Genomic DNA, 22,360 nt, shown 5'->3' on the forward strand with positions numbered 1-22,360 from the left:
CGGCGTCGGTGTCTGGTTTGCCGCCGAAGGTGGGGGAGAATTCTCCTGCTCGGGTTGAGGCTTCGGGGTCGGTGTCGGTGCCGTCGGAGCATAAGCCGGGGTTGTCGTTGGTGAAGTCGGCGGATAAAGAATCCGCTGGAATCGGAGATACTATTACCTACACCTTTACTGTGAAGAATGAAGGTAACGTGACGGTCCATGACATTGCCATCAAGGACGCAATGCCAGGAGTGAAGTTAGCTGAGCTGCCTAAGACGACGTTGGCACCAGGAGAAAGCGTAGAGACTACGGGAACATACGTGGTCACTGCAGACGATGCCTCCAAAGCCTCTCTAGTTAATGAAGCAACAGCCGTCGGTTCACTTCCGGATAGTTCTACGTTGACGGTTACTTCTGAAGTGGCTAAAGCAACTGTCAAGATCGTTGTTCCGCCACCGGCACCAACCCCAGGTAAGCCAGATCAGCCGGCTGTGCCAATTAATCCTCCGGCTAAGCCAGTTCCCGCACCTGGTGGCTCTGGTGGCAGCCTGCCGGATACCGGTATGCATCTGGGCAACCAGTTGCGCAATGCCTTGCTGCTATTGTTTAGCGGTATTGCAATGTTGTTTGCTGGTAAACGACGTCGGAAGGATACGGAGGTATAGCTTGGGCAATGCGCTCGCGAGGAATATCTGCTCGCTCAACAATTAAGAGCTGATGCAGAGCCATTCCGTCACGAGCTCATCCCAGGGATCCATTCATTAAAGAATGATTGTGGGGTTCGCATATAACTGCGAACCCCACATCTGTATCTAATAATGATCAGGCCTGCCCGGTTAACGTCAGTACCACAAGAGCGAGATTTAAGCTCACAATTAACGCCGCAATAAGACTGGACACTATGCGTAGGACCCGCCCGTCAGCATATCCGCCCATCACATCTCGTTGCCGCGTGTAGTATGCCAAGGGAACAATAGCGAGTGGTATTCCAAAGGAGAGCACTACTTGGGAGACTACGAGAGCCCAGGTTGGTTCTGCGCCCCACCACAAAATGGCAAGCGCGGGGATAATCGTGATGGCTCGTCGTGCCACAACAGGAACTCGGATATGTAGCAACCCTTTCATAATCTCCGATCCGGCGTATGCACCGACGGAGGTGGACGCTAATCCGGAGGCGAGCAACCCGATAGCGAAAATAACGCCGATCCCTGGCCCAAGGGCGGCAGTAATGGCAGCATGTGCCCCGTCAATCGTATCGGTATCAGAACGACCTGCTAAGGCACTCGCAGCTAAGAGCAACAACGCGATATTCACAGCGCCGGCAAGTAAAAGTGCCCACAATACGTCCCAGCGGGATGCGGATAATAGCCGACGTTTTTCTCGGTCTGTTCGAACTTGCCCGTGGCGATCGTTGACGAGTGAGGAATGTAGATAGATGGCGTGCGGCATGACGGTTGCGCCCAGCATAGAGGCAGCCACTAAAACGGTGTCAGTCCCAGCAAAACGCGGAATAAGCCCGTGGATTACCCCATTCGGCGAAGGGGGCGCGACAAAGAGTGCAGAGACGAACCCTAAGGTAATAATCACCAGGAGAGCGATGATGATGCCCTCAAAAAGCCGTTGCCGCCGTCGGTCCTGAACAATGAGCAAGGCGATAGAAACAGCGGCTACTATCACGCCACCCCATAAAAGTGGCAGATTGAATAACAGGTGTAGGGCAATAGCTCCGCCAATGACTTCTGCCAAATCAGTTGCCGCAGCGACGAGTTCGGCTTGTGCCCACATAGCTAGTCGAGCCGGTTTGCTGAGTCGAGCACCTAAGAGCTCTGGCAGGGAAGATCCTGTGACGATGCCGAGTTTGGCGCTTTGGTATTGCACGATGACGGCCATTGCGTTAGCGAGGACGAGCACCCATACGAGCAGGTAGCCGTAGCGTGCGCCGGCGGTGATATTGGCTGCGACATTGCCAGGATCGACGTATGCCACTGCTGCCACGAATGCTGGTCCGAGCAGAGTCCACAATTTTCCATGCTGAGCTGGGCGAGACACGGTGCTGACTTTCTAAGTAAACAACGACCGGAGGGGCGGTACTCCGATTCCCTCATTGTAGCCGCGCTCCTGCATAGAATAAATTCCTCAGGGCCCGGATGTATGGATTTGAATTGATGGCGGGATTTCACGCCAGACTATGGAGATGAGGGGATATCTGCACGCGGGCGGGGTGCATCGTGGCAGGAGCAGGAATGGTGTGGTGTGCTCTGTGCTCTGGGAATTATTGCGTTTAGGTTTGTGGACGGCAAACGTGCGGAAACTAAAGAGGGCACAGAAAAAGAAGCCGGAAAGCAGAATCTGAAAGCAGAATCTGAACGTAGCTTCCGTGCGAGGACGTAGAGCGAAATGGTTAGTCCGTGTGCTCTGTGCCTCTTTTCTGTTCCCCGAAGTCGTGCCGGTACGCGAGAGGCCTGCCCTTCTATCGCCTGACGATTATTGCTGCGGGATGAAAGCACATAGCCTGCTGTGGGTAGCACAAAGAAGGCAAAATCCTAGGAAAGCCCAGGGAAAGCCATGAAATCAAGGAAATAAGAAAGACGGGGGAGCGAGAAACTCAGGTGGGAAAAGAGAGGAACAAAGAGTAACGGAAAGCAGGAAAGCTAAGAATCCGCGAGCGCATAATACGGACTAGGAGAAGATGAGATGGGAGGAGATGGCACGAACTTCCTATGCTCATATCTCTTAGATCGGTTATAGTGATGGGGAAATGTTCGCACTGTTAAGGAGAGTGTCATATATGGCTACCCCCCCCTCGCAGGTCAGCAGGTAGCGCCTGAAGTTACGGCATCGAATACGGAGGCCAAGAAGCCGTTTTATAAGAAATGGTGGTTTTGGCTGATCGTGGTCATTGCGGTAGCGGTGATTGCCACGCAAATGAGCGGCGGATCGAAGTCCGAGGATCAATCCGGCGCACACAGCTCATCGACGAGCCAGACAAGCCAAGATAGTGGATCGGCAACGTCAGAAGATCAGGGTGCGTCAACGGAAAGCGAAACGGAAAGTGAGCAGAAAGCAGCCGCGCCTGAGTTAACCGTCACGGTGACTGATCTGACGAAGGCCTATCAAGAAAACGAATTGGCTGCCGATAAACAGTACAAGGATAAAGTTATCCAAGTCACCGGAAAGATGGACCAGGTGACGGATATTCTCAACCACAAGACTCTGTTTTTAGGTAGCGGCGAGCAGTTCGCAATTCATGGCGTCTCGTGCCCAATTTCCGATGAGCAGATTGATAAAGCGGCAGGATTGAGCAAAGGCGCAGATGTAACTGTTATCGGCACAGTAGATGGATTTGATCAGCTCAATGTCGAGTTGTCGGACTGCGTTATTCAGTAACAGCTAAAAAATACACCTCGGTGCGGTTATCTGTGCGATGTATTGGGTACTGCTGAAATCGTGTACGCGCGAGGAATAGTTAGCGTAGGCGGCAGATAGGTAGCGCAGATATTGCGGTAATGACGGAAGAGGTCTGCTGATTGGCTGCTTCTTCGGGCATTGCGCGTATAGATAGCCGTGTTGGGGCAAATATCGTCGATGTGGGGGTGCAAAACGTTGCGCCCCCACATGTGTTCCTCACATTTATTTTTTATCCCGCCAAAGGCGAGGTTGGCTGGGCACGAACTTCGCCAGATCCGCGCGGGATGAGATGTACTGGTAGTTCAATAAGCTCTGGCTTGCCGGTTACTGTGCCGTCAAGGCGGTCGAAGATTCGCTGTGCTGCCAGAGTGCCAATTTTGGATACGTCTTGAGCGACGGCGGTTAGCGGGGTGGGGAATAGGTCGGCGTATTCAATATCGTCGAAGCTAACGATTGCTACTTGGTCATTTAATCTCAAGCTGGTAACGAAGCGCATTGCTTCTGCGGCCAGGTTGTTTCGGGCTGCGAGGAATGCGGTGACGGGTTCTGGGGCGTGAACTAGGGCGGTGATTTGTTTGCCCAGCCCAGACAGGTTGCGAATATTGGTCAGGTGATAGCTGGGATTTGGCGTGATACCGGCTTCCGTCAGGGCGTCAAGGTAGCCTTTCTGGCGCTCTTGTGCGGTTTGGATGGTTGATAAATCGCCGATGAATCCGATTCGGCGGTGGCCGTGTGCAAGTAAATGTTTGATGGCGAGTTTTGCTCCGGCATAGTTTTGGCTGACGACGGCGTCTGCGATGAGAGGGGTGGGCTGACGATCAATAAATACGACGGGGATTGTATTGGCAACGCCGGTGAGCCACTCTTGGTTTGCCCCGACGGAGGCGATGATGAGTCCGTCAATTTGGCGTTGCATGAGACGTTGAACATAGTCTTGTTCGCGTTCGATGTCATCTTCGGTGCTCACTGCCAGAACCATGACGTTGCGTTCGTGGGCAACCTGTTCGATGGCGGCGTGAATAACTGAATCGAATTCGTTGGCGACGGAGGAGATGACCAGGCCGATGGATTGGGTTCGCCGGTCGGCTCTGCGCAGGGATCGTGCGGAAAGATCGGCTTGGTAGCCGAGTTTTAGGCAGGCTTGTTTTACTTTTTCTGCAGTATCCTTGCCGACGCCGTATTCCTTGTTAATTGCCCGAGAGACGGTTTTGACGCTCACTCCGGCTAGGGCGGCTACCTCTTTGATGGTAACGCGCTGTTGACGATTCATATCTCAAGTATGCCGTGAAAAAGATTTTAATGAAACTTTGCTATTGACAACGTTTACCATCGTCAGTATTGTTAAGACAACGTTGTCAGATAACGTTGTCTGATCCGTTAACTCCGTCGCACAGCCTCGTATGTGCCACATAATCCATAAACAATCGCACTCGCGAGAGGAAATAAAATGAGCGAAACCAAAGCCGCTCCGGCAAAGGCGAGTTCGCTAGTAAAACGTAGCGCCATTGTTGCCGCTATCGGTGGCCTCATCTTCGGTTTTGACACGGCAGTCATCTCCGGAACAACCACCGCACTTGAAGCCAAGTTTGACTTAAGCTCGTCGGGTCTTGGCTTTACTGTCGCCATTGCAACGATCGGTACCATTCTCGGTGCTTTAGTTGCTGGCAATCTCGCAGATCGTCTCGGTCGGCGCAAGGTCCTATTCATTATCGGATGTCTATATCTTCTTGGCGCGTTGGGAACTGGTTTAGCTCCTACGCATGTCGTACTGCTGATCTTCCGTTTTATTGGTGGTATTGGCGTGGGTATGTCCAGTGTGGTTGCCCCGATCTACACGGCAGAGATTTCTCCTGCCGCAGTTCGCGGTCGCCTCGTTGGGCTGGTTCAGTTCAATATTGTGCTCGGTATTCTGGTTGCCTATGCTTCCAATGCTGGTATCCGTAAGATCTTTGACGATGACGTTGCCTGGCGCTGGATGCTCGGTGTGATGGCGATTCCGGCTGTGATCTTCCTCCTCCTGTTGGCTTTCGTGCCGGAAACTCCGCGCTGGTTGTTTGATAACGGTAAAGACGCAGAGGCGACGCGCGTCAGCCGGGCATTGTGCAATTCCCAGGAAGAATCCGATATGCAGATCGCGGAAATTCGCAAGCAAATGGCAGAGGACGCTGCCGTTGCGGGTGCGCATATCCCGTTCTTCACCAAGCGTTACCGCAAGCCAATCCTTATGGCTTTCCTGATTGCTATGTTTAACCAGCTCTCCGGTATTAACGCCATCTTGTACTACGCCCCAGTTGTTATGCAGCAGGCAGGCGCTTCGGAAGATAGCTCGTATCTGATGTCGATTGCTGTCGGTTTGATGAACCTGGTGGCAACTATGATCGCATTGACGGTTATTGACCGCCTGGGTCGTCGTCAACTGATGATCGTCGGCTCGTTGGGCTACCTCATCAGCTTGGGCTTCCTGGCAGTTGTTATGTTCAAGTACGAAGGTCATTTCAACAGCACCTCGTCGGTTCTCGTGCTCATTGGTTTGCTAGTGTTCATCGCTGCGCACGCTTTCGGGCAAGGCTCGGTCATCTGGGTGTTTATCTCGGAGATTTTCCCGAACCGAGTGCGCGGTCGCGGTCAATCCCTTGGGTCGATGACTCACTGGGTGTTCGCGGCGCTGACCACTTACGCATTCCCGCCGATGATCGACGGTTTAGGTGGTGGAACAGCGTTCTTGTTCTTCTTCCTGTTCATGGGCGGTCAGTTGTTCTGGGTGCTCAAGGTGATGCCGGAAACAAAGGGAATTCCGCTCGAAGAAATGGAATCCCGACTTGGCCTATCCCAGTAAGATAGGTCACGGCAGAGGGGAGAGAAGAGATGAACGGCGCAAATCGACCTGTGTTGTGCCTCGGTGAAGCCCTGGTAGATGTTGTTAACCGCGACGGAGAAGTCACCGAACACGTCGGAGGCAGCCTGCTCAATGTGGCTTGTGTTATCGCTCGGTTGGGCTACCGCTGTGCAATCGGTGCCTGGTGGGGTGACGATAAGTTCGGCAAAATGATCTCTGCGTATGCGGAGGAGCATAATGTTGAGATTGTTCCGGGGAGCGACCATGCTGAGCGCACCACCGTTGCGTATGCCACCCTTGATGAAAACGGGCGGGCCAGTTACGAATTTGACCTGTTGTGGGATGTTCCCCAGCTTCCACCGGCTGACGAACTTCGTCATCTGCACGTCGGAAGTATTGGGGCGACGTTGGAACCAGGAGCGCAGAAAGTCCTGCAAGCGGTCAAACAGATGGCCATTCGGGGAACGGTCTCCTATGATCCGAATGCTCGTCCGGCCATCATGGAATCTCCCGAGCTGGTTCGTGATCGGATAGAGTCCATCATCGCGTTATCAGATCTCGTTAAGGCCTCAGATGAGGATATCCAGTGGCTCTACCCGGAGCGCCCGGTTGAAGATGTTATGCGTCATTGGCTGAGCCTTGGTGCCGGCATGGTGGTGGCAACTCGGGGGCCGTGGGGTGCCTATGCCATGTTGAGTAGTGAACGAGACATGCTCGTCATTGACCCGCTCAATATTGAGATGGTCGATACGGTGGGTGCTGGAGATTCCTTTATGGGAGGTCTGATCTCTGGTTTGTTGGATGCTCGCCTGCTGGGAGGTGCAGAAGCAAAGAATGCTCTGCGGCAGGCGCGTTGGGCTGATGTGCAAACTGCGTTACACCGAGCCACGATTACATCTGGCCTGACGGTTAGCCACTCCGGTGCTTATGCTCCGACGTATGATGACGTGGCACAAGTGCTGGCGGCGAATCCTAAGCTGCATTAAAACTGTGGGGTGAAGCTCCAGTAAACGCATCGGTCTACGGGTGTTGGGAGACTTGGCGGCACGGCTGCGAGTCTCCCAACATCATCTTGTGTGGAAAGTCGGTTGGTGTTGGGGTACTGCTAAGTGGTTCGTCGGTACTGCATAGAGGGCAGTGCGGTAAGGGACAAATGCGGGAGTGCTTAACTGGGCGTTAATGGATACAAAGACCGCTAAGAGAGAAGCATGCCCGAAAAGAGAAATTGGAGCTATAGGATCAATAACGCTGTCAGAGGTTTCGCCCTGGGAGTTATTGGTTATAGCAGTCGGTTTTAGCGCTCTGAGATGCGCGAGTGTGATTTATGTGCGCCGCGTGCCCTGATTATCTGCAACTAGATAGTAGGGCACGCATTGAATCGAGATGTGGTTTAGCTACTCGCCGTCGGTAAATACATGATCGGAGACGTCAATGCGGTGGAAGTTCTGATGCGAACGCGATGCCGTCGGACCCCGTTGACCGTGATAATGCGAGCCAAGTGAACCTTGCCCATAGGGCTGTTTGGCGGCGCTGGAAAGTTGGAAGAAGCAGAACTGGCCAACCTTCATGCCTGGAAGCAGTTTGATCGGCATGGTAGCAGTATTGGATAGTTCAAGGGTGACGTGACCGGAGAATCCAGGATCAATAAAACCGGCGGTCGAGTGTGTGAGCAGACCGAGCCGACCGAGCGAGGACTTACCTTCTAGTCGGGCAGCAATATCGTCGGATAATGTGATGTGCTCATAGGTGGAGCCGAGTACGAACTCGCCAGGATGCAAAATGAAATGCCCGTCGGCCGGTACCTCAACTAAGCGGGTAAGTTCTGGTTGAGGCTCAGCGGGGTCGATAACGGGATACTTGTGATTATCGAATAGCCGGAAAAAACGGTCTAAATGAATATCCACTGACGAGGGCTGGACCATTTGCGGGTCCCACGGTTCGAGCACAATGCGCCCGTCCACCACGGCGGCGGTGATGTCACGATCTGAAAGCAGCACGTGGTTATTGTGTCACGGCTGAGAGCTAGGTGCATCTCGTATTGAGGTATTTGGAATAGGCGAACTGACGGTGCTGGTTATTTGAGTGATAGCGCTGGGTGCTGTTTGCTAAAGAGTTGGTAGTGGGAGGTGGGTTAGGAGGGGGTAATGAGCGGAGAAAGTAAGGTCAATTGTGAAAAATGGTCATGCCTCGTCGTGAATACGTGTGTGGATAGCTTTCTTGGGGTATTGGAAGTAAAAGACGGGGAGGTTTCGTGGTGGGGGGGGTAAAGGCAGAGAGATTTTGGAGGGGCTTGGCTGGCAAGTGGTAGGGGTAGCTCGTGGCGGGGAAGTGTTGGTGTGAATGGGCTGGGGTAAATGGGCTGGTAGTGGACTGGCTGCGCGAGAGTTGGTGGTGGCAAGTGAAAGGCCTGAAGTCAGCGGCGAGCTGGTGGTGCGGTAAGGAATAGGGCGATAAGGAGTAGTGAAAGACCGCATGAATGGAATATATGTTTCGAGCCTGAAGTGGGCATAGGGAACGCCTTGCGGCATTTTATGCGGTTTTGGGATGGGGCTTGATTGTGAATATGTTTTTTTTGGGGGGGGGTGAAGGGTGTAGGTAATTTGGGTAAGGTATGTGCTCTCGCGCTGTGGTTAGGCAGTTGGATGCGGATAGCATTTGGCAACTGGGAGTGTAATTACATATGATCGGAGGGTACTCATAAGAGTGCTTGCGCGAATACGCGGGCGTGATTGTGTGGCGTGAAGGCGCTGTGCAGGTCAGGTTCTTGTTCGGCGGATCTCCCCGGTGGGTGTGCTGGCGCGGTGCAAGTGCTTATGAGCTGATCTGCGGGTGTAGTTCATCGGTAGAACGGCAGCTTCCCAAGCTGCAGAGGCGGGTTCGACTCCCGTCACCCGCTCCACTTTCACGTCGTATTTGATAAGCCCCTGGTTGCGTTGGAGTGTTGGCGCTTCGCCTCATCCGCGCTCATTCCAAATATCATCACCTGTCTTTTAGAGAGTGTTTTCACCAGATCCTCTATCCCAAACGGAGTGCCTGCCGTCTCCTACTTTAGATCATCACCAACGCCTGGGCCGTAGCCTGATCGCCAGGCAGCGTGGTGAAGCTAGGTGTATATGCCGGATTTGAAGTCTTTAATAATCTCACTCGCGCCGTCGTTTGCATAGAGGATGGCTTCTGCGATTTCGATGGAGAGTTCGGCGCTGATGGATTTGGCGAGTTGTTTTTTTGGAGTGGCGTAGGTTTCCTTACCGGAATCGTTTCGGTGATGGTGGCGTAGTAGAGCTCATCTAAATCAATAGCGGCTATGGTGTGGATCCTTTCTTAAGTGTTTGGCGTTGGTGATGGCCCGGGCGGATAGGCAGAGGCTTGGTAGAATTGAGGAAGAACATAGTCAGTGTCGAGTTAAAGGTGACGTGGATAATGACAGTGGACAACACTCCAACGATTGACCAGTTCCGTCCTATCGTTTTGCGGGTTCTTGCTGACGGGCAGGAGCGGTCCTTCAAAGAGGTATGCGAGCTTGTTGCCATGCACATGCAGCTTCCTGCAGATGTTCGAGCTGAACGGATTGCTTCGGGTCAACAGCGATACGTCAATCGAATTAACTGGGCATGTTCTGCCCTGACTCAGGCAGGTTTAGTGGATAGGCCACGTCGTGGCCATTACCGTATTACAGGCAATGGACGTATTGTTGATCAACGGTCACTGGGTGAGTATTCCGAGAAAGATATGCTTGAATGGCCGGCGTGGCAGTCATATCAAGAAGAGATCATTGAGCGGCGTCACGCACGAGGTGACGCCCTAGAGCCTATTCCCACTGGGGAGGATATGAGTGACCCGCTTGAGGCATTAACTGCAGGTGAGCGTGACTTCAACACTCAAACCGAGACAAAACTGCGTAAACGCCTACAAGAGGCCTCACCAGAGTTCTTCGAGCGCGCTGTTATAGATGTCTTATGGGCGATGGGCTATGGCGGTAGCCACGGAGAGAAACAGCACGTTGGACGTTCCGGGGATGGCGGCATTGACGGAATCATTCGTCAAGATGCTCTGGGATTGTCCAACATCTACATCCAAGCCAAACGCTATTCAGACTCCAACAAGGTCGGCGAACCTGAAATCCGCAACTTTATTGGTTCCCTTGTTGCCAAGGGTGCAAGCCTTGGTGTTTTTATTACAACCTCTACATTCCAGCCTGCCGCGCAAAAGACTGCTGAGCGTTACCAGCCCGGCAAGATTGTCCTCATCGATGGCATTAAGCTGACCTCTTTGATGCTTGCCTACGGTGTGGCTGTTCATAAAGCCCACGAGTTCACGCTCTACGAAATCGATGACGACTTCTTCGACGAAGAGCTCACCTAACCATCTGCAGGTCGCCGTTATTTCGATGGCGTAGTGCTGAATCCTGTATCCGGTTCAAAAAGCACATACCGTCGGCAAGTGATCGTCACAACGGCGTTGATAAGCGCCTTGATGATTCGTTTACGTAGGGGCAAGTTGCCTGTGGTGAACAAAGCGAGGTGGACTTCCTCGACTTGACCTTGATCTCGGAGTGTTGTCTGGGAACAGCTCAAATGAGTCAGTCAGCGGTGTGGCGATCAGATATATGGCAGGTGCTGGGTGAACAAACCAACCTCAAACGGGACACTTAGCCCGTCAGTGACCGCACGCAGCGTTTCGAATCGAAAGTGATCGTTTATGCTTTCACCCGATCAATCGTTGACGTGAGAGCCTGTTTCATCGCCTCGGTCGCGGGTTGGGAGCGGTGGTGTGAGAGAAAACAGTCTGGTTGGCTGATTACTACGTTCGTGTTCGAGAATGTTGATCAATGCATTGGAACGGGCATGGTCCCGATTTAAGTAAACCTGACCTTCACGTTATAAACATCCTGGGAGTTCACTCGCACGGCGGTCGTGCCAAGCCGCCCAGGAGGTGACCTGTGGAACGAGACGGCAGTTTCATGCCGTGTCCGATCGCCACATTCAGGCTGGCGCTGAGAAACTTTCCGAGGTCGAATCAGACAAGTAAGGGCGGTTGCCGGAGCAGGCGAAAAGGTTCGCCGATGCCTGATCAACATGCGTTGTTATCTTCTTCTGATGCTCACTGGTGGTTGGTCTGCCACCCTCCGCAACCTTAGAAAACAACCTGCCAGAATCATCGAATTAAAGATCAAAGACGAAAGGTCATTGCGTTTAAGAAAATACGTCCTGCAGCTCTGCCTAGCGCGATTTTGGCATGGCTTTGTGTGCTCTTGAGCCAGAGCTAAACACAGCTATCACAAAATCTGGCTTCTCTCTAGCTACTAGGTTTAGTCGGTTCTGCACCCACCCAACCCCTTGTAGCCACGGATCACCAAACATCCAGAGATTACTTATGAATATTATGAATACTTTGCTTAGGTCAGAAAATTGCCGGAACCCCTACGGTAAAACGCATGATAATTGCCGTGGCTACTAGGGGGAATAAAAAGGCTGGCCATTTGTATTTCAGTTCCATCTTGCTTATATACGCAGTAGTCGTAATTGCGCTAAAAATAATAAGAGGAATGAGATAAATAGCGTCTTTTTCCTGTGATACTCCTTCAAAGGCTAGCCGACCTGCAACCACCAGTGCGATAGCTATTACGCTGAGCCAGCAATATCGAAAAATAGGCTTCATCTGTTTTCTCCTTGTTTCCGCAGAACCGCTGGAAGTATAAACAAAAGCTGAATAACAAGATATGCCACAGCAAATACTGCAAACCAGATGAGCGCATTAGTTACACTCCATCCTGCTGGTTTGGCGAGAAAAGCAATAAACATGCCAAGTAATCCAGCCACAATATCTGGAATATGATTTTTTAATTTTCCATTTTTATGCCTTTTCCAGATTTATTTTTCGTCACTTTGTGCAATCTAGGATTCTCTTGGTGAAAGAATAACTGGTTCGTGCAGAAATGTTAAGGTCTCGGTTACTAACGTTTTGGCGGGCGAGAGCAAGACGAAACTACTTTGTAGAAGAAAAGAAAATCTTTCGTGTCCTCAAAACTGCGCCACTAGGCTATGGCTCCATACGCAAACTAATTGAGCGAATCGTCTGCAAAAGCCATCAGCCGCACCGAGCGAATGTGACGCTGTTCAGGTCGTGGTCAAGTGTGATTAGGCGTAGAAAGACGCCATTTGACGAGGAAGAATGCAATCGTTCGGTTAATGGCGGAGATGTGCTATTCGGTAAGGGAAGGCTGTTATTCGATAGGAAGAGGTCTGTTATTCGGTAGCGCGGGTGACCCAGTATTTAGTAGGGAGTGACCGGCTTAGTAGTGGTGATAAACCGCCATTTAAGCGTGACAATGAAGCATTATTTATGCGGGAGGCTGAGCCGTTATTTAACTGCGATGATGTCACTATTCAGTAGGAGGATGACCGCTACTCATTAGGAGGATGACCCGCTATCTCCCCGGAATTGTAGATGAGTGGGGGGGAGGCAGGGCCTTTTCGTTAAAATAGAGCCTCTTTTCGTTAAAACGGAGCTACTCCTTGTTAAAAACAGTGATACTTCTTGTTGTTAAAGGTGTCCAATCCGTAAGCCGTTCTAAGGCTTAGCTGTTGCGACTATGAATCTTCAGCTCATTAGATGCCTCAAAATTGATAGTGGATTGAGCTAACGGGTAAACCTCCTGGCATTTCGAGCTGGTGTATCGGAGTCGAGAAAGGTCTTGATCCACAGCGCCAGGCGTAATCGCCATCGCCCATGATCCGGCGGCCTCGGCCAGATCCGGTTCAAGATAACCCATTTTCACTACAATGACGTCATACTCGTTAAAAGTACGGATTCCAGCGTTGTTAAACATTTCAAGCCGTCCATATTGAGTTCGACCTTCAGTTACGATTATGGATACGCCTCCTGTTTGCACGTCTACGTCAAGCAGTGCCGAGCGCTTGCCTTGCGGGCAGTGAAAGACCTTCCGCACTCTTGCAGTGCCGGCAAACGGCGATCCATACTGGGGTGCGAGCTTGCCGCCGAGAGAAAAGCTAATCGTTTCCCCTTCTTGGCAGAACGCTGACTGCGCTACCTCTGGGTCATAGATTGCTGCAACGAGAATTCGTTTTCCCGATCCTTTGTTTTGGTGCTGCTTAAATAATTCATTGAGCACAACAACGAGATCGCCAATACCTCCAGCGCCGGTGTTATCGCCAGTATCGGAGATGAAGAACGGTTTTTCCGCTGCTTGAAGCGCTGTTGATACTGCCGTCTCGCAATCAACGGCTGGTCCAACAAACTCGAATGCGTCTTTTCTATCCCAAAACGCATTAGCTAGCCGTATCGCCTCGCTTTGTGCTACCTCGTGAGAGTCTGCGGATACAACTACAGTTCCGCGGCAACGATCCTCATCTCCCCAAGGAAATCCCATCCAGATTGCGGCATCCAGCACTGAGGCATGTGCTTCGCTGCGGTCAATTTCCAGATACAGACTCTTGCCAGGTTCAACAACCGTTGAGGTTTTTTCGCCAGGTAACAAAATGGGTACCGAAATTTTAGCGGTGTAAATTGGACGCTTTGTTTTCAGTGAATCAGTGAGGATACGCGCTGCTCGATAGCGGGTTTCGAGTGTATCGATATGCGGTGCTGTGCGATAGCAGGTGAGTAGATCGCAGGATTCGAACAGGGCGTCGGAAATATTGCCGTGCAGATCCATAGTGGCGCTAATCAGCGCCTTTTGACCGACGATTTCTCTAACGGTTGTCGCGAGAGAACCTTCGGCATCGTCAAGACCTTCAACCAATGCGGCGCCGTGGATGTCCAGTAAAACCCCATCCAACCCTTCTTGTGCGGCCTCTGATAGCTTCGAGGTGAATTTATGGAAGAAATCCTGGTAGAAATCGGCTGCTATAGGGCCACCTGGTAAAGCTCGCATGTGAACTAGAGGGATCCATTCCACACCAGGTATTGGCTCGACAATCGCTCCTCGTTCTTGCTCTCTACGTGTTTCACCGGAGGATTCGTCACCGGCAATAAACGGGTAGGAGTGTAGGAGTTCCTTTCCCTCAAGGACGTGAAAATCTGCGCTTCCGGAGCGATAAGGGGTGAAAGCTGATGACTCAATATGAAAACCGCCGACCGCGATACGCATCTTTTCCTCGCTGATTCCGCTATGAAATGTATGTAATATTATCCGTCCTTCTACCTGCTGGAAAGCTGAAGCAACGCCGTGAGCTCGTCGTCATTCTGGAAAAATGCAGGTCACGTCAGGGAAACCTAAAAAAGCAAATGAACTCATCACAGTCGATCCTTTGCAGATGCGGGGCATTACCGCGAGGCGTATGACTGATTTTTACTGCAGAGCGGAGGTGTGGCGGGAAATTTGGGATAGCGACGCATTTGGGATAGTGACAAAGTTGGGCTGACGATAAATTTGAGACGGCGGCAAAGTCGGTAGTTGTGGTCAGATCTCTTACCGATTCCATGTATATCCCTGTTTATCTGCCGTTTAGGTGCAGTTTATAGGTGTTTTTGCAGGCCTTCGTGCCCTGAAGGGATGGGGTACTAACTGACGGACAACCCGTAGGCAATCCCCATGTGACTGCCTAGACGATGCCTTTGCGCACTGCATGTACCGCAATTTGCACTCTATTGCGCATGTGCCATTTGGTCATTACTGATCCAAGCCGCTTTTTCACGGTTCCTTCTGAGATGTGGATGCGCTCTGCAATTTCCTCATTGGATAAGCCCTCTACAACGAGGCGCAGCACATCAATTTCCCGAGGGGTGAGTTGAGGATAAGCGATCTTAGGTGAAGAGCATCCAAGTTCATTTAATATGATGTTCGCTGCGTGGCTGGATACTACTGTCTCCCCACGCATTACGCTGCGCAGGTTCTCATGTAACCGATCAGCGGGTTCGTTCTTATTTAAGTATCCCCATGCTCCGTTTCTCAGTGCTGCGAAGAGATTATCGCCGAGTTCGGATACCGTCAGCATAACTACTCGAACATCAGGATTGTCGCTCGAAATGAGTTTAGTTGCTTCAATACCGTCAATCTCTCCTTCCATTCGTACATCCATCAATATGATGTCTGGTCGTAGGATGGCTGCTTGACGGATGCCGTCAGCACCAGAATTGGCGATACCGACAACGTCGAAATCGTCCCAACGCGAAAGCAAAACTTCCATGCCTTGGCAAAAGAGCACATGGTCATCAACAATAAGGAGACGATATGGTGTAGATGGTTTTTCGGTCAATGTCACCTGGTTAACCCCTCCTCATAGAGCAGTGGCACACTCACAAATACTGTAGTTCCTTGACCTGCTGCGGAACTGACGCGGAACTGGCCATGTATTTGATCCACTCGTTCTTTCATGATTTGCAGTCCGAGCCGTGCCCCCTCGATAGCTTGGACGTCAAAACCTACTCCGTCATCAATAACCTGCATGACTATCCGAGTCGCAGAGCAATCTAACGTAACATCGACGCGATGCGCGTTAGCGTGAAGCAAAATGTTATTCAGTGATTCACGCAGCACACGAGCTAGCGGCGAGGCAATAGCAAGAGGAATCGAGTTTTGTCGATTGCCCGTCACATTCAGTGCGGTTTGGACGTCGGTGCGTTGTGCTAGTGCATTCAGGCGCTCGCGGACAACATCAATAAAATTGCCATCAATCATGTTCGCGTCGCGACGTAGCCCGAGCATAAGACTGCGCAAACCTTGCTGAGCTTCCTGCAGCATTGTTTTCAGCCGGATAATATCTTCATCTAGCCCAGAACAGTCACATTCTTGCGCGTCAATATCGAGCGTCTCAAGCGCTAATCCTAGGGCGGCGAGATCTTGGGAAATATCAGCATGCAGCTCGTCGCCCATTCGGCGGCGTTCAACGAGAGCGCCAATCTCGCGATTGCGTTCACGTGTCTGCCAGGCATAAACAAATTGCCCAAGAATCCTTCCGGTAGCGGCAAAGAAGCGCGCCTGTTCTTCGTCCATGTCGTATTGATCGTCAAAGGTCAATAGGACGGCTCCGAGGTGACGCCCATCGGCACACAGCGGTAACACTATTCCGGATTCGCTGAACCAATCACGGAAACGCTGCGGAAAAATCTCCCAGGCCTGAGATCCGATGAGTGAGCGAGCCGATACTGGCCATTCCCGTTCATTAATCCACGGCGGGCGTACATGCATCCATGCTGGCATCGTCTCGAAACCTGCTGGGAGAAGGTGTGCTTGTTTATCGCGTAGTAGCACCAATCTCGTCTTTGATAGATCCAAAAGATACGTTGGAGCGAGCTTTGCGCCGGTTAGAGATTTGAGAATGGAAATGGCATTATCCCAAGATGTAACCGGATTTTCTGACCAATGTAGCATATCGCTGATCTCGATAAGGTCAGTTATGGTGCCGTGCCTAATGGTGTTCATAGTAGCCAATGTACTCAATGAGATTAGCCTTGGCGGAAGGCAATTCCAAACCCACCCCTAGGGTAGTGCCACTTAAGTACACCCGAGGGAACGACTGCCAGGCATGTGCCACATTCAAAACATGCTGCATACCCAACTCCGATTGAGCCATCTGCTTTACGAGAGTAAACGTGGGCTGGGCAGACGTTAATGAGGGTTTCGTCGCTACCTGTTTGCTTGGCGAGTTCTTGATTGACTTCGATATGTGATTCCTCTTCGTCAAGCTGATAGACGTTTGAGCCGATACGTTCCTCAACATTTCCAAACATTAGGGTTTCTCCTCGCGGTAAGTTGGTAAGTTATAGAGCTCGTGTAGCATGCCATGCGTCTTTCGCAATCGTCAGCAAGCCAATTCCTGAGCGTTTGATCGCTCGCAGTGCAATAGAGACAGCGCGCTTACGAGGGGTGGTATCCAAAGTGAATAGCTCGTTAAAAATATCAACGGCAAGTTTTCCATGGCTCTTATACATTCGTTCGTTTTCGAGAAATGCGGGAGTTCGCTGGTACGTTGCCATATCTTGACCTAAGAATGAATCTGCTAATGCTTGACGGTAAACAGTAGTGAGATCTTCCGTGTAGTTTTCATCCGTTAATGCCTGATTAACTATTTTTGCCGCGCATCGAGCACTCTCGGTTGCTAAATCCATGCCGCGTATCGTTAAGCCAGTGTTCAGTGTGAACCCTGCCGCGTCCCCAATTAAAAGAATACCTGGACGCGCAATCGCTTGTTTAACCATTGCGGGGCCGTTCTCGATGGTTAAATGAGAACCGTATTCTAAGAGATCTCCTCCTTTGATTAAGGGTTTTATCGTGGGGTGAGAGAGGAAATAATCGTGGATATCTGAGGCTGATTTGCCGGACGCAACCAGATCGTCTAAGCGCAATACGACGCCTAAAGAAATAGACTCAGTGTTGGTGTATAAAAATGCACCGCCGCCAATTCCTTGTGTACAGTCGCCCACCATTGCGTAGGCAACGCCATCGTTTTCACTGAGGTGGAATCTTTCTTCGATTTTCTCTTTGGGTAGGCCAATAACTGATTTAACTCCGATTGCAAGATGGGAAAGTTTTTCTTGCTGACGCATCCCAAGCGAACGCGCTACAAAGGAGTTCACACCATCGGCAGCAATCGTCATACGAGCACGAATTTCGTCACCGTCAACCTCAATGCCTTTTACAACGCCGTCTTCCACAATGAGCTTTTCAATGAGGAACCCTGGCATTAACGTGACGCCAGAGTTTTCGGCTTGTTCGGCAAGCCACGGATCTAAACGGGCGCGCAGTACGCTCACCGCATTGACGGGTTCGCCTAGACGCTGATCGTAGTAGTCAACCCCAACGCTGGAGGTTTCGTTAATAAAGTGTATGCAGTTGCGAGTGATACGGCGTTCTACTGGCGCTACATCGGCAAAGTTGGGGAAAATCTCTTCTATCACCCGTGAATAAAAGATTCCGCCGGAAAGATTCTTTGAACCTGGTTCATTGCCGCGTTCGACGAGCAAAACCTCGTGCCCTTGATCGGCTATTAGCTTTGCGCATACTGATCCGGCAACACCAGCTCCAATGATGATTACGTCAAAATCTACTTCTTCAGCCATCGTTTTCCCTTCAAGGAGTAACCCCGGGCAAGATGGAGTGCTTGTTGGCAATTCAGGAAAAGTACCCCAACCTTGCCCGGAGAATGAATGATTTACAGTTCGCCGGCGTGAATACGCGCGTTAATATCATCGGCGCTGAGCCAGCCCGAGGTTAACGCGAAACCGTTAGCTGTGCCGGGAACGGTCAAAGCATAGGCTTCGCCATACATACCACCCGCATCGCAGCCCACTACATATAGACCACGCACTGGTTCGCCACTATCGTTGAGTGCCCGCATTTTATCGTCAATACGTAGCGCGCCCATCGTAATCATTGCGCCAGTTTCCATCTTGATGGCATAGAAAGGAGCAGTTTCTACGGCGTGTAAATACTTCGCATTCTTGTGGAACTTACTATCTACGCCACTGTGGCAGGCTTCGTTATAATCTTCGACTTCGCCGGCAAGAATATCTGGGTCAACGCCCATCTTCTGTGCCAATTCGGCAATAGTATCGGCGGATACAACATTTTCGCTATTTTCAGCGTCTGCGGCTATTTCCGTCGGAAGGTTAACGAGCTTTTCGTAGTTGCGCACGTAAATGCCCAATCCGACTTCGTTACCGTTGTTGACCAGATGATCGATTGTTGCTGAATCGAGAACCATCCAATAGAAGGATCCGGGAAGGGCGGCAACAACATCGCCTGCGAAACCGAAATTCAGCCCTACCGTCTCGTCAGTGAAGCGATAGCCCTCGGAGTTTACCCAGAAATATGGCTGCATACCGGCATTATTGGTATGTGACGTGACCGTCTTATTCCGCATAAAGGGGAAAAGTAGTGATGTGCCAATGGAGGGGCTGAGGCTACCTCCAGCCTGCAAAACCATGGTGATCCCATCGCCAGTATTTCCCGGACTTCCTACAACGATGAGCTTTTCGCCAATGGGATGCTTATAGAATTTATTGAACATCTCGGGGTTTGATGCGTACCCTCCAGTACCGACGACGACAGCTTTTGCGCCCAACATGACTTCTTCACCGTCGGCGTCGCAGGCCCGCACGCCAATGACTTTCCCGTCCTCTGTGAGAATCTCCTTGGCTGGAGTTTCAGTGAAAATATCGACTCCGTGGCGTCGCGCATCGGCTTCCAGCAGAAGAAGTAACTGTGCAACCTCGCCTTTTGGCAAGTGCCATGTGACCAGCTCGCCAGATTGTTCTGGGGCGGTAATCGTCACTTCTTCATATTCCGCGCCAATATCCTCACGCATGCGGCGAATTGTTTCAGCCGCATTTTCAACGAATCGGGAGACGAGTGCGGGCTCTGCGCGCCAATGGCTGTAATCGAGGTAGGTGCGGAATGCTTCGTCTTTCGTGACGGTAATTCCACGTTTTTCTTGTTCATCGGATTCAAAGGCGGCATGCCCCTCAGCGAAAGCAGAGGATCCGCCTAACTGTGGCATCTTTTCTAACAGAGCCACGCTGAGACCGTGGCGGGCTGCGTACACTGCACATGACTGCCCGGAGGCGCCAGAGCCAAGCACAACGACGTCATACTCGGCATCCCACGAATATTGAGTATCTGACATGATGTTAGGGTCCTTTCCCGGTTTCTATTTCGATACGGCTGCAGTTAATGCGGGTAGAACTTCGTAAAGATCTCCGCAGATTCCGTAGTGAGCGTGGGTGAAGATCGCGGCGGCAGGATCATCGTTGATGGCCACTATCGTCTTAGCTCCACGCACACCTTCCATGTGTTGAGGTGCGCCAGAAATTCCTACTGCTATGTAGAGTTGAGGAGAAACTTGCTGGCCTGACCTTCCCACATAGTGGCTCTTATCCACCCATCCCAAATCGTCAGCAACCGGCATTGAGCAACCGATCTCGGCGCCAATTGCTGAAGCAAATTCTTGAGCTAATGCGATGTCATCCTTTGCCTTAAATCCTCGGCCTACCGAGACGATTCGTTCCGCATTCGCGATACCGGATGCGGCAAATTGGGATTTCTGTGTTGATTCACGTTTAAGCTCAGGATCTACATCGGCGTCAATTGTGGTAATTTCTCCAGCTTCGGTGCTTTCCTGCGGGGCGTCAATATCACTGGGAGTTGTTAACGCTACGAGGGTTCCACTGCCGGCTAGCGTCTGAATTAATTTGGATTGGATGGTCAGGCAATGTGCGCACCATGAATCCCCATCATGACTGACGTTAAGAGCTCCGCTAACGATACAAGCATTTAACTGCGCGGAAATAGCGCCACCGATAACTCGCCCAGCGGGAGTTTGTGGTAGCACTACGATACGTGGCTGTAGTGGGGTGAGGGCCTTACAGATTGAATCGGTATATGCTTCGAGAGCGTTTTCGGAGTTAAGCCACAGCACGCGAGATACGTAGTGAGAGGCAAACTGAGCTAATTCTTGCGAACCCAGCACGATTGCGACCCTGTTATGTGCAGGAGTGTCCGTCAAAGCTAAAAGAGATCCAAACTGGCGCTGGTCGTCACAGATGATTGCGGTAATTTCAGAATTCACGTTCTCTCCTTCGTTGACTAGAGCAATCCGTCATTGCGTAGCCGAGCGATTAGTTTTTCAGCAGCTTCAGCAGGATCGCCATCAAACATTGTTGTGCTGACGTTTTCCGGAAGCTGGGTGCCGGTAACTTCGATACGTTTTGTGCCGTCGGTATTGAGATCCGAGATGTTTATTTTGGTGATAGGCCGTTTACGGGCTTTTAACATTTCTTTCATCCCCGGTGGGTTCTTTTCTGACGAGGCAGCCGCAATTCCAATTAACGCCGGCAGGGCGACGGTGATCTCCTCGATATTGCTGCCACTGCGACGCTTTACGGTGAGGCTCTCGCCATTGCGGGTACAGGATTCAACTCCAAGTATTGCCCGTATTCCGAGGTATCCGGCGATGGTTCCCGCAACTGCCGCTTGGTCATTGTTTTCGCCGATAAGTACCAGATCGACGTCTCCCATTCGAGTAATTGCGGCGGCTAAGAGCTGAGCGAGATATGCGTGATCGTCAGTGATTTCGGGTTCTGTGATGCTGTAGGTTTCTTCAGCTCCGCGTGCCAAAGCCCAGGATGCATCTCCGCTATCGAACGTAAGACCGCTCAGTGTATCGCCCGGGTTGAGGATCTCCCGAGCGCACGCAATTGCTGCAGCATCGTCGTCACTGGCTACCATCTTGGCATTGCGCCAGTCCACACTTGCGTCACTTTTAATAAGGGCGTCGTCGGGATTGAGCGCCCATTTATAGATGGCAACTATTTTCATACTGACATCCTCATTTCAACGTTGAAACAATGTTCTATATTTCAAGTCTTATGAGCTAAAAACTGACGGGCTAGCCTCAAATGGGTAAATAAGGTAGCCATTTGGCTACTTTTATCGTGGAAAATATAGGCTGACTACTGGAGGTAATGGCGATAGGTGTGGGGTTGGTTTTAGCGTTGGCGCGGGCGGATATTAAATGATGCGTGCTGGGAAAGTTGGAGGTTCCGCATATTCTCGTGCTTGGAGGGCAGATCAGATCGGGTGATCTTGGTTGAGGGCGCACTGTTTACACTGCTTCGCTCGGAATATCTGCTGACGTTTTATGAGCAGTGGCGAGGCTGGAGGGCGGGAGAGGGCCTAATTAATCCGCTAAAACGCCTAGTAAATGTTCAGCAAAACCTAATAGCGTGTGCCGCGCATTTCAGGGGTGTTCGTGATTAACCTGCTCTGCCAGGTCCTGATGTGCCATGAGTTAGCTACACAGCTAAGGAATGAACGGGTTTCGGGAATCGGCACGTGCCCTGTTTGGCAGGTTGAGTGTGTGCTCTGGCCGGCGGGGTAGGTACGCGCCCTATGAAACCTTATATTTAACAGAACATTAAGATGGTTAAATTCCTGATTCGGTGCCTGCCGTCATTTTTTGCCTGTAATGCGGCAATTTCATGTTATGCCCGTGGTGACGGCGTACATAATTAAAAACCGCCCTCGCGGTTCTTTCATAACGCAGATGATTAATCTATCTTCGCAGGTTATGCTGGTGGTGGTTTCCATATACCTGCAACGATTTTTGTTGGCACGGTTGGAATCCACCGGACAGCAATCCAAAAAAAGACAGCACAGCACTGTTAATACGCCGCGTC

Annotated in this window: 17 protein-coding genes, 1 tRNA gene and 1 pseudogene; 6 read left to right on the plus strand and 13 right to left on the minus strand. The window is 51.3% G+C overall.

Features of this window, described 5'->3' with window-relative positions; translation table 11 throughout:
- A partial coding sequence (locus ACLHIJ_RS07000) for a hypothetical protein (protein WP_411298801.1) occupies positions 1-644 on the plus strand: 644 nt, incomplete at its 5' end.
- Positions 645-801: 157 nt separating this feature from the next.
- Here the strand turns inward: ACLHIJ_RS07000 and ACLHIJ_RS07005 are convergent.
- Positions 802-2,028, minus strand: a complete 1,227-nt coding sequence (locus ACLHIJ_RS07005) for an Nramp family divalent metal transporter (RefSeq protein WP_411296918.1) — start codon at positions 2,026-2,028, stop codon at positions 802-804.
- Between the two features lie 735 nt (positions 2,029-2,763).
- Here ACLHIJ_RS07005 and ACLHIJ_RS07010 point away from each other — a divergent pair.
- On the plus strand, positions 2,764-3,366 hold the full coding sequence (locus ACLHIJ_RS07010) for an OB-fold protein (RefSeq protein WP_411298844.1): 603 nt from the start codon (positions 2,764-2,766) through the stop codon (positions 3,364-3,366).
- Between the two features lie 250 nt (positions 3,367-3,616).
- On the opposite strand, the gene ACLHIJ_RS07015 is transcribed toward ACLHIJ_RS07010, so the two are convergent.
- Positions 3,617-4,657, minus strand: a complete 1,041-nt coding sequence (locus tag ACLHIJ_RS07015) for a LacI family DNA-binding transcriptional regulator (protein ID WP_411298802.1) — start codon at positions 4,655-4,657, stop codon at positions 3,617-3,619.
- Positions 4,658-4,834: 177 nt separating this feature from the next.
- Between ACLHIJ_RS07015 and ACLHIJ_RS07020 the strand changes: the two genes are divergently transcribed.
- Both ACLHIJ_RS07020 and ACLHIJ_RS07025 read left to right on the plus strand, forming a co-directional pair.
- On the plus strand, positions 4,835-6,223 hold the full coding sequence (locus ACLHIJ_RS07020; RefSeq protein ID WP_411296920.1) for a sugar porter family MFS transporter: 1,389 nt from the start codon (positions 4,835-4,837) through the stop codon (positions 6,221-6,223).
- Positions 6,224-6,252: 29 nt separating this feature from the next.
- The gene (locus ACLHIJ_RS07025; protein WP_411296921.1) at positions 6,253-7,209 is read left to right on the plus strand and encodes a carbohydrate kinase family protein; all 957 of its coding nucleotides are present in this window, start codon (positions 6,253-6,255) and stop codon (positions 7,207-7,209) included.
- A 408-nt stretch (positions 7,210-7,617) separates the two neighbouring features.
- Here the strand turns inward: ACLHIJ_RS07025 and dcd are convergent, their stop codons facing one another.
- Positions 7,618-8,220, minus strand: a complete 603-nt coding sequence (gene dcd / locus ACLHIJ_RS07030) for a dCTP deaminase (protein WP_411296922.1) — start codon at positions 8,218-8,220, stop codon at positions 7,618-7,620.
- 828 nt (positions 8,221-9,048) lie between these two features.
- Between dcd and ACLHIJ_RS07035 the strand changes: the two genes are divergently transcribed.
- Positions 9,049-9,122, plus strand: a tRNA-Gly gene (locus ACLHIJ_RS07035).
- Between the two features lie 207 nt (positions 9,123-9,329).
- On the opposite strand, the pseudogene ACLHIJ_RS07040 reads toward ACLHIJ_RS07035, so the two are convergent.
- Positions 9,330-9,529: pseudogene (locus tag ACLHIJ_RS07040) on the minus strand (phage tail protein); the annotation flags it as partial.
- A gap of 114 nt (positions 9,530-9,643) precedes the next feature.
- On the opposite strand from ACLHIJ_RS07040, the gene ACLHIJ_RS07045 reads away from it, so the two are divergent.
- Positions 9,644-10,585, plus strand: coding sequence for a restriction endonuclease (locus ACLHIJ_RS07045; RefSeq protein ID WP_411296924.1), 942 nt, complete (start codon positions 9,644-9,646; stop codon positions 10,583-10,585).
- A 1,038-nt stretch (positions 10,586-11,623) separates the two neighbouring features.
- Here the strand turns inward: ACLHIJ_RS07045 and ACLHIJ_RS07050 are convergent.
- The 9 genes from ACLHIJ_RS07050 to ACLHIJ_RS07090 all read right to left on the minus strand — a co-directional run bounded on the left by ACLHIJ_RS07050 (position 11,624) and on the right by ACLHIJ_RS07090 (position 21,500).
- A complete protein-coding gene (locus ACLHIJ_RS07050) occupies positions 11,624-11,881 on the minus strand; it encodes a hypothetical protein (RefSeq protein WP_411296925.1) in 258 nt (85 codons plus the stop codon).
- A 919-nt stretch (positions 11,882-12,800) separates the two neighbouring features.
- Positions 12,801-14,333: a M81 family metallopeptidase gene (locus ACLHIJ_RS07055; RefSeq protein ID WP_411298803.1), complete on the minus strand. Its 1,533-nt coding sequence runs from the start codon at positions 14,331-14,333 to the stop codon at positions 12,801-12,803.
- Between the two features lie 454 nt (positions 14,334-14,787).
- Entirely contained in the window at positions 14,788-15,447 is a 660-nt protein-coding gene (locus ACLHIJ_RS07060; protein WP_411296928.1) for a response regulator, read from the minus strand.
- A complete protein-coding gene (locus ACLHIJ_RS07065) occupies positions 15,444-16,607 on the minus strand; it encodes a sensor histidine kinase (protein ID WP_411298804.1) in 1,164 nt (387 codons plus the stop codon). The genes ACLHIJ_RS07060 and ACLHIJ_RS07065 overlap by 4 nt, the downstream gene beginning before the upstream one ends.
- A 23-nt stretch (positions 16,608-16,630) precedes the next feature.
- Positions 16,631-16,915, minus strand: a complete 285-nt coding sequence (locus tag ACLHIJ_RS07070; protein ID WP_411296930.1) for a ferredoxin family protein — start codon at positions 16,913-16,915, stop codon at positions 16,631-16,633.
- Positions 16,916-16,945: 30 nt separating this feature from the next.
- Positions 16,946-18,244: an FAD-dependent oxidoreductase gene (locus tag ACLHIJ_RS07075; RefSeq protein ID WP_411298805.1), complete on the minus strand. Its 1,299-nt coding sequence runs from the start codon at positions 18,242-18,244 to the stop codon at positions 16,946-16,948.
- Positions 18,245-18,336: 92 nt separating this feature from the next.
- On the minus strand, positions 18,337-19,809 hold the full coding sequence (locus ACLHIJ_RS07080) for an FAD-dependent oxidoreductase (RefSeq protein ID WP_411298806.1): 1,473 nt from the start codon (positions 19,807-19,809) through the stop codon (positions 18,337-18,339).
- 24 nt (positions 19,810-19,833) lie between these two features.
- Positions 19,834-20,751, minus strand: a complete 918-nt coding sequence (locus ACLHIJ_RS07085) for an electron transfer flavoprotein subunit alpha/FixB family protein (RefSeq protein WP_411296933.1) — start codon at positions 20,749-20,751, stop codon at positions 19,834-19,836.
- 17 nt (positions 20,752-20,768) lie between these two features.
- The gene (locus ACLHIJ_RS07090) at positions 20,769-21,500 is read right to left on the minus strand and encodes an electron transfer flavoprotein subunit beta/FixA family protein (RefSeq protein ID WP_411296934.1); all 732 of its coding nucleotides are present in this window, start codon (positions 21,498-21,500) and stop codon (positions 20,769-20,771) included.
- Between the last annotated feature and the right edge of the window lie 860 nt (positions 21,501-22,360).

The organism is Trueperella sp. LYQ141 (genome assembly GCF_046599555.1).
Taxonomy (GTDB): Bacteria; Actinomycetota; Actinomycetes; order Actinomycetales; family Actinomycetaceae; genus Trueperella.

What these genes read in the sequence shown, in the direction of transcription:
- ACLHIJ_RS07055 (WP_411298803.1), bottom strand. Translation starts at nt 14,333, where the DNA reads ATGCGTATCGCGGTCGGCGGTTTTCATATTGAGTCATCAGCTTTCACC.
- ACLHIJ_RS07080 (WP_411298806.1), bottom strand. Translation starts at nt 19,809, where the DNA reads ATGTCAGATACTCAATATTCGTGGGATGCCGAGTATGACGTCGTTGTG.
- ACLHIJ_RS07020 (WP_411296920.1), top strand. Translation starts at nt 4,835, where the DNA reads ATGAGCGAAACCAAAGCCGCTCCGGCAAAGGCGAGTTCGCTAGTAAAA.
- ACLHIJ_RS07015 (WP_411298802.1), bottom strand. Translation starts at nt 4,657, where the DNA reads ATGAATCGTCAACAGCGCGTTACCATCAAAGAGGTAGCCGCCCTAGCC.
- ACLHIJ_RS07045 (WP_411296924.1), top strand. Translation starts at nt 9,644, where the DNA reads ATGACAGTGGACAACACTCCAACGATTGACCAGTTCCGTCCTATCGTT.
- ACLHIJ_RS07050 (WP_411296925.1), bottom strand. Translation starts at nt 11,881, where the DNA reads ATGAAGCCTATTTTTCGATATTGCTGGCTCAGCGTAATAGCTATCGCA.
- ACLHIJ_RS07070 (WP_411296930.1), bottom strand. Translation starts at nt 16,915, where the DNA reads ATGTTTGGAAATGTTGAGGAACGTATCGGCTCAAACGTCTATCAGCTT.
- ACLHIJ_RS07090 (WP_411296934.1), bottom strand. Translation starts at nt 21,500, where the DNA reads ATGAAAATAGTTGCCATCTATAAATGGGCGCTCAATCCCGACGACGCC.
- ACLHIJ_RS07065 (WP_411298804.1), bottom strand. Translation starts at nt 16,607, where the DNA reads ATGAACACCATTAGGCACGGCACCATAACTGACCTTATCGAGATCAGC.
- ACLHIJ_RS07025 (WP_411296921.1), top strand. Translation starts at nt 6,253, where the DNA reads ATGAACGGCGCAAATCGACCTGTGTTGTGCCTCGGTGAAGCCCTGGTA.
- ACLHIJ_RS07075 (WP_411298805.1), bottom strand. Translation starts at nt 18,244, where the DNA reads ATGGCTGAAGAAGTAGATTTTGACGTAATCATCATTGGAGCTGGTGTT.